This window comes from Hungatella sp. L36, from assembly GCF_014288035.1.
On record NZ_JACOPC010000006.1, the window covers coordinates 171,256 to 184,331 of the forward strand.

Genomic DNA, 13,076 nt, shown 5'->3' on the forward strand with positions numbered 1-13,076 from the left:
CTTTTGTCTTTTCTTTTGTCTTTTCTTTTGTCTGCCTTTGTCTCCACTAAAACGCAGAGTCTTAGTGGTGGAACAGACGGATACCGGTAAATGCCATCGCCATGCCGTATTTGTCACACGTCTCAATCACCTGATCGTCACGGACAGATCCGCCCGGCTGAGCCACATACTTCACGCCGCTCTTATACGCCCGGTCAATGTTGTCACCGAAGGGGAAGAACGCATCGGAGCCGAGGGCCACATCCGTCATCTGGTCCAGCCACGCTCTCTTCTCCTCTTTTGTAAATACCTCTGGTTTTTCCTTGAAAATACTCTCCCATCTGCCGTCTGCAAGCACATCCATATAGTCCTCGCCGATGTAGACATCAATCGCATTGTCGCGGTCTGCGCGGCGGATGTTGTCGACAAAGGAGAGATTTAAGACCTTCGGGCACTGACGCAGGAACCAGTTATCCGCCTTGTTTCCTGCCAGTCTCGTACAGTGAACGCGGGACTGCTGTCCTGCACCGATGCCGATGGCCTGGCCGCCCTTTGCGAAGCAGACAGAGTTGGACTGGGTATATTTTAAGGTGATCAGGGAGATGATCAGATCAATCTTCGCGGAATCCGGAATCTCTTTATTGGAAGTCACGACTTCTTTTAACAGTTCCTCATCGATCTTCAGTTCATTTCTTCCCTGCTCAAATACAATGCCGTACACCTGCTTGCGCTCGATCGGTTCCGGTCTGTACGCGGGATCGATAGCGATGACATTGTAATTGCCGTTCTTCTTGGACTTTAAGATCTCCAGTGCCTCCGGCTCATATCCGGGAGCGATGACGCCGTCGGAGACTTCCCGCTTGATGATCCTGGCCGTATCCGCATCGCAGACGTCGGACAGGGAGATGAAATCACCGAAGGAAGACATGCGGTCCGCACCTCTCGCTCTGGCATAGGCGCTGGCTAAGGGCGAGAGCTCTCCCATATCGTCCACCCAGTAAATCTTTCTTAACGTCTCGTCCAGCGGAAGGCCCACGGCCGCTCCCGCCGGAGACACATGCTTAAAGGAAGCCGCGGCCGGAAGTCCTGTCGCCTCTTTCAGTTCTTTTACCAGCTGCCAGCCGTTGAAGGCATCCATGAAATTAATATAGCCCGGACGGCCGCTCAGCACCTCGATCGGCAGATCTCCGTTCTTCACGAAGATTCTGGATGGTTTCTGATTTGGGTTGCAGCCATACTTCAGTTCTAATTCGTTCATCGCTTTTTCTCCTTTTGTATAAAGAATTACTGGTTTTTATTCACAATGCGTGTCTCATACGCACCTGTGGCAATCGTAATATACCGTACAAACAGGGATACCCTGTTGTCCTCGTTTAGATTCTCCCACAGCAGGCTGGTGAACGCGTCGATGTCGTCCATGGTCTCCACTCGTTTGGGCTCGCCTTCAAAGCTTGGAAGCGGATTGCCGTCATGCATATACGTATGGATGAAATGGCCCTCTCCAGCAGCAGGATTCTCGTAGGCAAATGTATAGCGGCAGCAGGAATCAGGATTTCCGTTGCTGCTCTTTAAGATGGACATGGCATAATTATAATGGCCCTTTTCCCGGACATCACAGTCCGTACAGCCCTTCACATGCATAATTCCAGAGATCCGGGGCGTATAGTTGGGGCTGTCCGGCTCAAACTCACGGCTTCTTAAGGACTGTTCGAATGTCATCTGCTTATCCATGCCCTCATAGATCGTATCTGTCTGGTCTCCGTTGGTTACGATCGTCTTGTTCCCAAGAACACGGACAGGTGCGTAGATGATCAGGCTGGGATCGGTAAGCTTCGCCGGATCGAATGCCTGGGTACGGATTCCCTCCCCGTCCTCCACGAATACACGGTTGCGGCTGTTCTCGCTTCTTCCCATAATAAAGTAAGCGGCCACCGCCTTTGTTCCATCCGGTGTCCTTCCGATGATAATCCCTCTTCCCGGATAGGAATTGCCTCTCAAATCGTCCTTCAGTGAAATCATGTTCATCTTCTTTCCTCCTAAATAGTGGTATCGTCCGAAATCATAGGACAAACTTTCCTAAGTAATAAAAAACCGCCTGGATACCCCAAAAGCGGTGCCCAGGCGGTCGGCTTCTTATCGAACGTGCTCCCCGTGGTATCTCTCCACTTATCCGCCAGTCGCACGTCACTCTGTCACATATCATATAATATTCCGGTCTGAAATGCAAGTATTTTTTCCCGTACTTCCTACTCGTTCCGGATTGCCGCAAGCGGGCTTAGCTTCATGGCTCTCAGCGAAGGGAAGAAGCCTGCCGCCATACCGACGAATATGGCAAATCCCACTGCCGATACCGAAAGCCACGGTGGAATTCTCGATAAATCTCCTTCTATGCCCACCAGAAACTGGCCGGATAAAAACTTATTGGCAATAAAGGAGATTCCATAGCTTAAGACAATTCCGATCACACCTCCCATGAAACCGATAAAACCGGATTCCAGCAGGAACATGTTCCTGATATTGCCCATGTCGCATCCGAGGACCTTGATAATACCGATCTCCTTCGTACGCTCATAGATCGACATCATCATGGTATTGGCAATGCCGATGGCCGCTACGAACAGGGACACGGCGCCGATGCCGCCCAGCACGGCCTGCACCATGTTGGACTGCTTCTGGGACTGTTCCAGCCAGTCCATGTTGCTGTTGGCCTGGAATCCCATGTCGTTGATGATCTTCTGCACCTCGGTGACGTTCTTCATATCATCCACTTCCACCACCGCCTGCTCGTAGACGAAGTAATTAAAGGGCTTCCCCTTCTTATTCGTCGGCTGGTTTGGAATCGGTTTCTTCTTAAATACCTGCTTTAGCTGGGATTTCAGCATGTCGATGTCCACATACACACTGTAGCTGTAGTTGTTCCAGTCCTCCAGTCCGCCTTCCACCAGGCCCGAGGTCGGCAGCAAATACTTCTTGGGAGCCTTGACCGGAGTTCCTCCCTCCGTCGTGCTTCCGTTCTGGCTCTGATAATAGGCATCCGTATCGAAAATCACGAAAATCGGCTTATTCATGAAGTCGATATCCGGGACGTCGTCTCCGCTCATGCCGTACCGGTTGCTCCTGGACTTCGGATTATAAAACTGTCTGGGCACCATGTTGCCGACCACCATCTGAAGTTCATTGCCGCTGGTATCCGGCACAGTCCCCTCCTTTAAGGGGATCTTTTCCATATATTCCTTTGTCACACCGGTAAGGTTGACATTCGCCTGGTAGACGCCCTGACGCATGATAACATACGTCGACAGGATCGGCGAGACTGTAGTCACGTGGTCCAGCCTTCGAAACTGGTCCATGACCTCATCCGTCATATACTTCGGATCCTTTCCGTCATCGGAACCTCCCCACATGGCGTCAGAATAGATGGATATCTCCGTCAGGCTGCCGTAGGAGGCAATCTGCTCCATGGTGAGTTCATTTAAACCGATACCCAAAGAGACCATGACCACGATGGAGGCTGTACCGATTACAACCCCCAGAACGGTCAGGAATGTCCTGAGCTTTCTCCGTCTTAAATTGTTCACACTCATGGAAAGCAAATCACTAAATCTCATCGTCTATTTCCTCTTCCTCTGCTGCCTTCTTCTTTTTCCGTCTCTTAACAAGGATAATGCCTGCCGCGGTGCCGGCCACAAGCACTACGATTACCGCTGGAATTATGAACTTCTGGTATTTCTTAATGCCCGTCGGTTCCGCATCCGCCGGAAACGTGCCCATGTCATCCGTCATATCGAAGTCCTGATCCACAGCCTCAGTTACCATGAGCGTCATCTCTTTTTCGATCGGATCGCTGACTACTCCGTTCTCATCCTCGTAGGTGATCATAATCTTGATCTTGCCGTCATCCGCAGTGGGGGCGATGCCGGACAGCATGGCATCCACGCTGCCGGAGTCTCCCGGCTTGATATTGCCCACATAGGCGTCTGTCTTCTGGACGGAATCGCCTAAGAAGGTGACCATCACGTTATAGAGAAGGACTTTGCCTGTGTTGTTGATCTGGAACATGACATTGGATTCCGCTCCGACAGAGATGGAGTCCGGCATGATATCGATGGTGCCGGTGTTAAGCCGTGCCATCTGCTTCACCGGAATGTCCACCGTTACTTTCTCCTCGGCGTTCTTGAATTCCGGGCTGTCGTATTTCTCATTGATCGTAATGGCGTAGGTTCTCTGATCCACCCAGGCCCCCGCCTTCATGCGGATCTTAAGCTCTGTGCTCTGTCCTGCCGCCAGGGAATTCACCACGATGGAGGAGGAGCCGGAGTCTGTGGTAAATACCGCACTGTCCGTCACCTTCTCGGATTCCAGGGTAAATAAGATGTTGCTGGCAGCCACGTTCTCGGATGCGTTCTTCATGCGGAGAATCAGGTCGAAATCATCGCCTGCGTAAACCACCTCCGGAATCGTCTGGAATCCGTCAACGATCAGTCTGGCCTTCGTTCTGTCGTTGGCGTTAAACTCTCCCGTCTCCTCTTCCTTGTCCTTGTTCTGAACGTGTACGTAGAAGATGGATTCCGCTTTCTGAATATCGCCCTCGGTGCTGTCTCTGTATTCGATCGTAAAGGTGATCGGATAGTATCCGGTGTACGACTCCTTGCGGATAGCCATACTGTAGGATACCTCCTGGCTCTCACCGCCGCCGACACGGTCAAAATGTCTCACGTAGTTTCCGTCATTGATGTTAAAGGGGAATTTTGTGCTGTCTTCGCTTAATCCCATGCGAACATTGACATCAAATGCCGTAATATTCGATGCGTTGCGTAAGTTTACGGTAAAATTCATCACATCCGGATACTGGCCGGATGGGGTGGACTGGTTTTCCCCCAGCTCAAAACGGATCGATCCGTCGTCGTCTCCCGATTCCGTGGTCCCGCTGGACTTTGTGATCCAGACGTTGATGTGGTCGGTCGTAGCGTCGCTGCCGTTGGCCTTGACGATGATCGGTACGGAATAGTAGCCCTCGGCAATATCTCTTCTGACCCTGGCAGATAAAGAAACGGTTCTGGTAGCGCCTGCCTTTACAGAGCCAATCACCTTGGCATCAAAGATGCTGGAGGTAATCTCAAACGGGAACACGGAACCATTATACTTAGTGTCCTCATCCGGATCTTCCGCCGCGTCGTATTCGCTGTCCACTGCGCTGTCGTCAAACCGCACGGACACTCCCTGTAAATCCTCGCTTCCCTTGCTGTTGTCAAATATCATGCTGATGGTCATATTCTGACCGGTCTTTCCGGTCGGAGTCTTCTTGACATCGAGATACTTATTCTTCTGTATCCCGTACTGCGCCCCCATCGACTGAAGCGGCACAGCCCCCAGCACTACCAGTACGGCAAGCAGACCCGCCAGTACCCTATTACCTCTCTTCTTCATTCTCTGTATCCTCCTCGGTATCATCATGGTGTTGTTCTTCGATCTTGAAGATCTTGCCGTCTACAATATGTAACTGCCGGTCGGCAAAGCCGGCAATATAATTATCATGGGTTACCATGACAAGCGTCTGATTCTGCTCCCGCACAATCTTTCTCATCAGCCCCAGAATCTCCTTCGTCGTCTTCGAATCCAGATTACCGGTAGGCTCATCCGCGAATATGATCTGCGGGTCCACGGCCAGGGCCCTGGCGATTCCCACACGCTGCTGCTGTCCGCCGGACATCTCGTTGGCCATGTGCTTCATCTGCTTCTCCAGGCCGACCAGCTTAATATACTTCACTGCCTTCTCGTTCCGCTTCTTCCTCGGGACTCCCCGGAAAGAGAGCGGCAGAGCCACATTCTCCACGGCGTTCATCGTCTGAAGCAGATTATAGGACTGAAAGATGAAGCCCACATGCTTCCGCCGGAAGGCGACCAGCTGGTTCTCCGTCAGCTTCTCAATATGCTTCCCGGCAATGAGAATCTCCCCCTTCGAGGGCTTCTCCAATCCGGCCATCATGTTCAGAAGAGTGGACTTTCCGGAACCGGAGGGACCGACAATCGCACAAAATTCTCCTTTATATATCGTAAAGTCGACCCCTCCCAAGGCATAGACCTTGGTGTCGCCGACTTTATATACTTTGTAGAGATTTTTTACCTGAATCATAGGTATCTTCTTACTCTTCTCTTCCCTGTTTTCTTCCGCCAAAGCAGATACCTCCTCGCTATGAGCACTTAGCGCCCTTCTTTTCTCATACTGCCATTATACAACAGGTTTTCCATCCGGTCTTCCTTAATTTTCTTAAAGTTCCTTAAATATTCCTTACAGGCACTTTTTTTACAAAAAACTATGGAAATATTTTATAAGATACTATATAATGGGTAAAGAATTCAGCAGCACTGCTGCCCTGTCATTTTGATTCCCATTCAAAATGCGGATTGTATAAGACATTGGATAAAGGAGATTCTTATGAGACATTTATTAAACCCATTAGACTTTAGTGTGGAAGAAACCGGTCAGCTGCTCGATCTGGCAGACAACATTGAACATCACCTTTCGGAATATTCCCACGTATGTGATGGTAAAAAATTAGCGACATTATTTTATGAGCCAAGTACAAGAACTCGTTTGAGTTTTGAAGCAGCCATGTTAAATTTAGGTGGCAGCGTACTCGGCTTTTCTTCTGCCGATTCCAGCTCGGCAGCAAAAGGCGAGAGCGTGGCTGATACGATCCGCGTCATCTCCTGCTACGCCGATATCTGCGCCATGAGACATCCGAAGGAGGGCGCTCCGTTAGTTGCCGCCACCCATTCCGGAATTCCGGTCATCAACGCCGGTGACGGCGGCCATCAGCACCCGACCCAGACACTCACGGACTTGCTGTCAATCCGTTCCTTAAAGGGCCGTCTTCATGACCTGACCATCGGCCTCTGCGGCGATTTAAAGTTCGGCCGCACCGTTCACTCCCTGATCAACGCCCTGGTTCGCTATGAGAACATCAAGTTCGTCCTTATTTCCCCGCCGGAGCTGCGTGTACCGGAATACATCAGGGAAGACGTTTTAAAAGCGAACAACATCGAATTTGTGGAAATGGACAGCTTAGACGAGGCCATGCCTTCTCTCGACATTCTCTATATGACCCGCGTACAGAAGGAACGCTTCTTCAACGAGGAAGATTACATTCGTTTGAAAGACTGCTACATTCTCGATAAGAACAAGATGAAGCTTGCCAAGGAAGACATGTACGTTCTTCACCCGCTTCCCAGGGTCAACGAAATCTCCGTAGAAGTAGACAACGACCCGAGAGCCGCCTACTTTAAACAGGCCCAGTACGGCGTATACGTGCGCATGGCCCTTATTATGACATTACTGGAGGTAGAAAAACCATGTTAAATATCAGCGGATTAAACGAAGGCATCGTATTAGACCATATTCAGGCCGGCAAGAGCCTGGACATCTACTATAACCTGGGACTGGACAAGTTAGACTGCCAGGTAGCGATTATCAAGAACGCAAGAAGCAACAAGATGGGACGCAAGGACATCATTAAGATCGAGGGCGGTCTGGACCACATCGATCTCGACATTCTCGGCTACATCGATCACAACATCACCGTCAACATTATCCGCGGCAATCAGATTGCGGAAAAGAGGACCTTGAAGCTTCCGAAAAAGATCACCAATGTGATCCACTGCAGGAACCCGCGCTGCATCACCTCCATCGAGCAGGAGCTGCCGCATATCTTCTATCTTGCGGATTCGGAGACCGAGACCTACCGCTGCATGTACTGCGAGGAAAAGTACTCCAAATAAAATAAAATAAAAAGAATCATGACAGGGGAACTGGCACTGTCATGATTCTTTTTTACTTTCTGAAAACCTGTTATTTCTTATCTGCTCAGCTTTTTATTCAGTTCCTTCGTTTCGGCCAGCCGCACCATGAATGTCCCTACATAGATAATCACATAAATGACAAGGAATGCGGGCAGCATCACTCTGGCGCTGGAAATCCAGCTGACGGAATAGTTGAGAAACGTTCCAACCGTTACAGCCAGGGTAAAGCAGAGGCAGAAATGGATTATGGTGCGGATCAGCAGATTGCCAAAATCCATGCACATAATCTGCGAAATTACCGTAAACAGCGCGGACGCCGCCAGCCATGCGAGAATCTGCTTAAGCGTTCCATCCATGCCGCCCATAACTGCCAGGGACACCGTACACACAACGGCCCCGATTCCAATTCCTGTAAACAGATACGTTAAAAATCCTTCCAATCGTTTCATATTATCTTCCTTCCATAATATATTTTCTAAAATCCTTCATGTAGTTTCTGGAAATGAGCAGCTTTGTCTTTCCATCTTTCAAAAATGCGGTGTAATTCCCGCTGAACTCCACCTCCACAAAAGCGACCATAGCTGCGTTGATCACGGTACTTTTGCTGATCTGAATAAATCCCCTGTGGCGAAGCTGCCGGGCCAGCTCATAGAGCCTTCCTTTTGCCTCATAGACTCCGGATTCCAGATATGCACTGACTTTTCCGCCTTCCGTGAGAAAATAACTGATCTCCTCCGGCCTGAAAAAGTATTCCTTCTCTTCTGCATACAGCGGTATCTGGGAAATACCTCCCGCGCCGCCTAAAAGCTCCAGCAGCTGCCTGACTTCCTCGCTTCCGCTTCGTCCGCGTATGATGACCTCCGGCTCTTCCATGTCTCCCGGTTCGATGATAATTTTCATATTCTTCCTCCCTTCTGATGTCATTGTATACCACCCCTTCGGATTTGTCTCACCAAACGCGGTAAGTGGTATTTTTTCGTCTGTAAGATGCGTTTTTCTATTACACAAAAAAATGCAGCTGGCCGGAGCCTGTCCCAGCCAACTGTATGGATTATGTATTTTCTTTTGTGTATCCCGCCTTCCAGAACTGAAGGATCAGGGTCGCCGCGCCGCTGACGGCCAGAAAGCCGTAAAAACTGATTCCCCTGCTCAGCATCATCATGGGAAATACATTGCCTGCCGCCACCATGCCGCTGTATAAAAGCATGAAGCTGCCCTCCGATGCGCCGACTGATCCCGGCAGCGGAACCGCGGTTACCGCCAGGCTTAGAATTGCCTGGACCGCCAGAAACTCAAACGGCCCCACATCTCCGATCCCAAGAGCCAGACAGGCAAAATACGGGATCATAAACAGCGCCGTCAGCCTCAGCGCCGTCAAAATTACCACTTTCACGAAGACCAGCGGATACTTGCGAAAGCATTCGCCGCCCCTGCTGTACTCGTCAATCAGGTGCTCCGCCTTCCGCTCCATCTTCTTTCTGTCCTTAATGATTCTCAATTTCACCGCAATCGTAATGCCAATCATTGCAATGCGCTCCACCAGCGCCCTCTTTAGAATCACCAGCAGGATGCCAAGGGAACAGATACCGTTCACTGCGATGCCGAATAGGAGCAGCCACTTGATCAGACGGCTCTGGCTCTGCACATACGGATACTTCACGATTACCATGACCACGCCGTACACCAGAACCATCAGCTGGTATACCGCGGCCAGCGTAAGGAGGGAAAAGGAACTCTGGGCAAAGCCAAAGCCGTCCCGCGTCATATAGTAAAGCTGCATGGGCTGTCCCCCGGTTGCAGACGGGGTGATCGCGCTGAAATAAAAATCAGCGAACGAATACCCGGCCGACCGAAGAAACGGAACCTTCGTCTGAAACGCCCCCATCAGGGTCCTGATGCTTTCCGCCTCACAGATCAGATAGACGGCCATACAGGCCACGCCAAGCCCCACAAATCTCCAGTCTGCCCTGGAAAAAACTTCGTACAGCGCCTCCGGCGAGTGGTCCTTGAACAGAATGTGAAACGTCATCCAGGACAGCACCGCCAAAACCGCCAGACAGATCAGCATCTGCCTCTTATGCATTCTCTTTTGTTTCAATATTGTCACAACCTTCCAGGATTTACTGAATGCTATTATAAACCTTAAATATTAAAATCCTGTGAAATAAAAAAGCCTTCTGCCGCATGGACCTGCAAAAACGGAATGCAGGCCCGCATGGCAGAGGGCTTTTTCATTCATATTTTGAGTAAGACGATAAGCCGGGTTATGTCGTTGAATGGCCATCTATCTAGGCCTGCCGTCGCCGGCAGGCTCAAGCAACCTACCCGAAAGCAGGCGGGCCGCCTTATGCTCTCTGTTCGGTCTTGCTTCGAATGGGGTTTACATGGACCCCTCCTGTTACCAGGAGAGCGGTGGTCTCTTACACCACCTTTCCACCCTTACACCGGCATGCCGGTGCGGTATATTTCTGTTGCACTTTCCCTGGAGTCGCCTCCGCCAGACGTTATCTGGCATCCTGCCCTGTGAAGCCCGGACTTTCCTCATCTGCAGCCTTTCGGCATTACAGCTGCGGCCATTTGTCTTACTCAAAACGTTGTTAGTTTACCATAGATTTTGGATTTTGTAAAGACCAGTTCTCTATATCCTTATCAAACCGCACAAAAGCATCATAACCGGAATCGTCACGATGGAGCTTGCCGTGGCCAAACCGAATATCTCAGAGGCGTAACCGGAATTCCGGTGGAATTTCAGGGCGAAAAGTGTACCGGTGGTGGCAGTTGGACAGGATGTGGCCAGAACAACTACCGTCGTGACCATATCGTCGAGCCGGAAAGCCTTCAGCACCAGAAGGACCGCGACCGGTATGACGAGCAGACGGATCGCACAGACGTAATAGATCTGCACCTTCATGAGCAGGGCGCGGATATCGCTTCCTGCGATGGAGACACCAGCTACCAGCATGGCCAACGGCGTATTCATATCGGCAATCGCTGTAAGCGGCTCCAGAATAACCGCGGGAAACCGGATGCGCGCAAGGTAACAGAACAGCCCCACCACCACTGCCACGATGCAGGGCGATCGAAGGGCCGTCAAAAATGATTTAAAATCCTGTTTCCCGGTCATCAGGATGACTCCGTGGGTCCATACCAGAACGTTGAACACCGTTATGTAGGCGGTCACATAGAAAACGCCGTCGGCTCCGAAAAGTGCGCTCACCAATGGAATCCCCATAAAACCGCAGTTGGAGTAGATCGAGGATATCCGTTCGACCTCCCAGTCCGTTCTTCCCTTTTTCACCAGAAAGGACGTGATCGTGATGGCCACTGCGTGGCTGACCGCCGCCATAAAGAACGCGGTCAGCAGCCCGTTTAGCTTCTCCGGATCGAAGGCCTGCTGATAGGATGTAAAAATAAGCAGCGGCGACACCAATAGAAGGAGAATATCCGATAGCTTCTCATTGGTGTGTCCGCTTATCAGACCAATCCGGTAACAAATCATCCCAATAAGTGCCATGACAAACATGACGCTTATCTTTTCCGCAGTAATAACAGCCAGTTCCACGTTTACTTCCTCACTTTACAATCCATTTTCTTTTGTATTCGGGGGCTGCTGTCATACACGGAAGCAGCTTCCTCCGATAAATTCCCGTATAATCGAGTTATTGGGAATAGTCTCGCTGTTTACGCCCAGGAAGTAATCCAGGAACTTAAGCAGACGTTTGGCTTCCATATACTCTTCCGAATCCCTGGGGATTCCAAACAGAAGCGGTTCTGCATACTGCTTTAAAACCGCCAGCTCATATACCGTGGCGGAGTTAAACATCATGTCGGCGGACTCCTGGAACGGGAAGATATACTGCTCTTCCCCATGTCTCACCGTCGGCCACATACGGATCGTATCCTGAGCAGATGCGCCTCTCGTCCTGGCATCCCGGACCATACGCCGCAGCAGGCGGCAGTCCGTGGTGGGAATCCGGTTATGCTCGTCAACGTTGAGCTGCGTCAGCGCACTGACGTAAATGCGGAATTTGCTTTCCGCCGGAAGGGAATAGGACAGCCGGTCATTTAAGCAGTGGATTCCCTCGATTACCAGGATGTCGTCTCTGCCCAGCTTTAACATGTCTCCGTGGTATTCCCGCATCCCTGTCTTGAAATTATAGCGCGGCATCTCGACAGTATCTCCGGCCAGAAGGGCCATCATATCCTTATTAAACTGTTCTACATCGAGGCACTCCAGCACCTCATAGTTATAGCTTCCATCCGGATTCTTAGGACTGTCTGCCCGGTTGACAAAGTAATCATCCACGCCGATCGGATGGGGGATCATCCCCTGTGCCTTCAGCTGGATGGACAGCCGGTGGGAAAAGGAGGTCTTTCCGGAAGATGACGGGCCTGCGATCATGACGAACTTTTTATCCCGTTCATACGTGACCTTCTCCGCGATCTCCGCAATCTTCTTTTCCTGGAGAGCCTCCTGAATCAGGATCAGCCGGCTTATGTCTCCCTTCGCGATTACCTCGTTCAGTTCCCCGACATGGGAGACGTTCAGGCGCTCGCCCCATTTCACACTTTCCTTTAACACCTGGAAAAGCTTCTGTTTCTTCTCCGCCTCAAACGTGGGAACCTCCTTGGGATTCTCCTTCTGAGGGAGCATCAGCATAAAGCCATCGTCATATAAAACCAGATCAAAATACTTGATATAGCCGGTATTCTGTACCATATAGCCGTAGTAGTAATCTTCGAAACCGCCGATGCTGTAGATGTTGACGCGGGAGACGCGGCGGTAGCGGAACAGCCGTTCCTTATCATACATACGGTGTCTGTGAAACAGTTCAATCGCATCGTCTGTATTCTCGCTCCGCTTCATGATGGGAATCTTCTCTTCCACGTACTCATGCATCCGGGCCTTCACGCGGTCAATCAGCTCTTCTGTCAGCGTAAAACTTCCATGCGGTTCCATATAGTAGCCTTTTCCGAGGGAAAAATCCACTGTGACCTTCTCGATCTTCTCCGCTCCCACCACGTCGTAAAATGCTTTCAGCAACAGGAATGTAGCGCTTCTGTGGTACGTCTGGATTCCCGGCTGGTCCCTTCCTGTGAAAAATTCCAGCCTGCAGTCAAACTTTACCTTTTTATGAAGCTCCCGAAGCTTACCGTTAATCCGCACAAGCAGAATGTCGTCCTCGTACTGCGGCTGATATTCCTCCGCAATCTCCAAGTACGTCGTCCCGTTCGGATATTCTTTTGTTACATCACCGATTGTTACTAATGCCATCTGATACCTCCTTGCTGCAGTA

12 protein-coding genes, 1 other RNA gene and 1 riboswitch are annotated in these 13,076 nt (G+C 50.6%); of the genes, 2 read left to right on the forward strand and 11 right to left on the reverse strand.

Annotated features, from left to right (window positions below; genetic code table 11):
* Positions 1–61: 61 nt before the first annotated feature.
* From H8S80_RS16400 to H8S80_RS16420, 5 genes are all read right to left on the reverse strand, one after another.
* Positions 62–1,237, reverse strand: a complete 1,176-nt coding sequence (locus H8S80_RS16400) for a phosphoribosylaminoimidazolecarboxamide formyltransferase (RefSeq protein WP_055652906.1) — start codon at positions 1,235–1,237, stop codon at positions 62–64.
* 26 nt (positions 1,238–1,263) lie between these two features.
* On the reverse strand, positions 1,264–2,004 hold the full coding sequence (locus tag H8S80_RS16405; RefSeq protein ID WP_117632600.1) for an IMP cyclohydrolase: 741 nt from the start codon (positions 2,002–2,004) through the stop codon (positions 1,264–1,266).
* Positions 2,005–2,087: 83 nt separating this feature from the next.
* Positions 2,088–2,170: riboswitch (ZMP/ZTP riboswitch) on the reverse strand.
* Positions 2,171–2,225: 55 nt separating this feature from the next.
* Entirely contained in the window at positions 2,226–3,587 is a 1,362-nt protein-coding gene (locus H8S80_RS16410; protein WP_002603869.1) for an ABC transporter permease, read from the reverse strand.
* Positions 3,577–5,406, reverse strand: coding sequence for a COG1361 S-layer family protein (locus tag H8S80_RS16415; RefSeq protein ID WP_002603868.1), 1,830 nt, complete (start codon positions 5,404–5,406; stop codon positions 3,577–3,579). Before H8S80_RS16415 ends, H8S80_RS16410 begins: the two co-directional genes overlap by 11 nt.
* A complete protein-coding gene (locus tag H8S80_RS16420; RefSeq protein ID WP_051079361.1) occupies positions 5,390–6,112 on the reverse strand; it encodes an ABC transporter ATP-binding protein in 723 nt (240 codons plus the stop codon). Before H8S80_RS16420 ends, H8S80_RS16415 begins: the two co-directional genes overlap by 17 nt.
* 303 nt (positions 6,113–6,415) lie before the next feature.
* On the opposite strand from H8S80_RS16420, the gene pyrB reads away from it, so the two are divergent.
* Entirely contained in the window at positions 6,416–7,339 is a 924-nt protein-coding gene (pyrB, locus tag H8S80_RS16425; RefSeq protein WP_002603866.1) for an aspartate carbamoyltransferase, read from the forward strand.
* Positions 7,333–7,758, forward strand: coding sequence for an aspartate carbamoyltransferase regulatory subunit (locus tag H8S80_RS16430; protein ID WP_025529257.1), 426 nt, complete (start codon positions 7,333–7,335; stop codon positions 7,756–7,758). The genes pyrB and H8S80_RS16430 overlap by 7 nt, the downstream gene beginning before the upstream one ends.
* A 77-nt stretch (positions 7,759–7,835) precedes the next feature.
* Here H8S80_RS16430 and H8S80_RS16435 read toward each other — a convergent pair whose 3' ends face one another.
* From H8S80_RS16435 to H8S80_RS16460, 6 genes are all read right to left on the reverse strand, one after another.
* The gene (locus tag H8S80_RS16435) at positions 7,836–8,228 is read right to left on the reverse strand and encodes a DUF3021 family protein (protein ID WP_117632599.1); all 393 of its coding nucleotides are present in this window, start codon (positions 8,226–8,228) and stop codon (positions 7,836–7,838) included.
* Position 8,229: 1 nt separating this feature from the next.
* Positions 8,230–8,679: a LytTR family DNA-binding domain-containing protein gene (locus H8S80_RS16440; RefSeq protein WP_002603863.1), complete on the reverse strand. Its 450-nt coding sequence runs from the start codon at positions 8,677–8,679 to the stop codon at positions 8,230–8,232.
* 151 nt (positions 8,680–8,830) lie between these two features.
* A complete protein-coding gene (locus H8S80_RS16445; protein WP_002603862.1) occupies positions 8,831–9,886 on the reverse strand; it encodes a lysylphosphatidylglycerol synthase transmembrane domain-containing protein in 1,056 nt (351 codons plus the stop codon).
* Positions 9,887–10,018: 132 nt separating this feature from the next.
* An RNA gene (gene rnpB, locus H8S80_RS16450) (RNase P RNA component class A) lies at positions 10,019–10,368 on the reverse strand.
* 49 nt (positions 10,369–10,417) lie between these two features.
* Positions 10,418–11,341: an AEC family transporter gene (locus H8S80_RS16455; RefSeq protein WP_117632597.1), complete on the reverse strand. Its 924-nt coding sequence runs from the start codon at positions 11,339–11,341 to the stop codon at positions 10,418–10,420.
* A gap of 51 nt (positions 11,342–11,392) precedes the next feature.
* Positions 11,393–13,054, reverse strand: a complete 1,662-nt coding sequence (locus H8S80_RS16460) for a nucleoside kinase (protein ID WP_117632596.1) — start codon at positions 13,052–13,054, stop codon at positions 11,393–11,395.
* Positions 13,055–13,076: the final 22 nt, after the last annotated feature.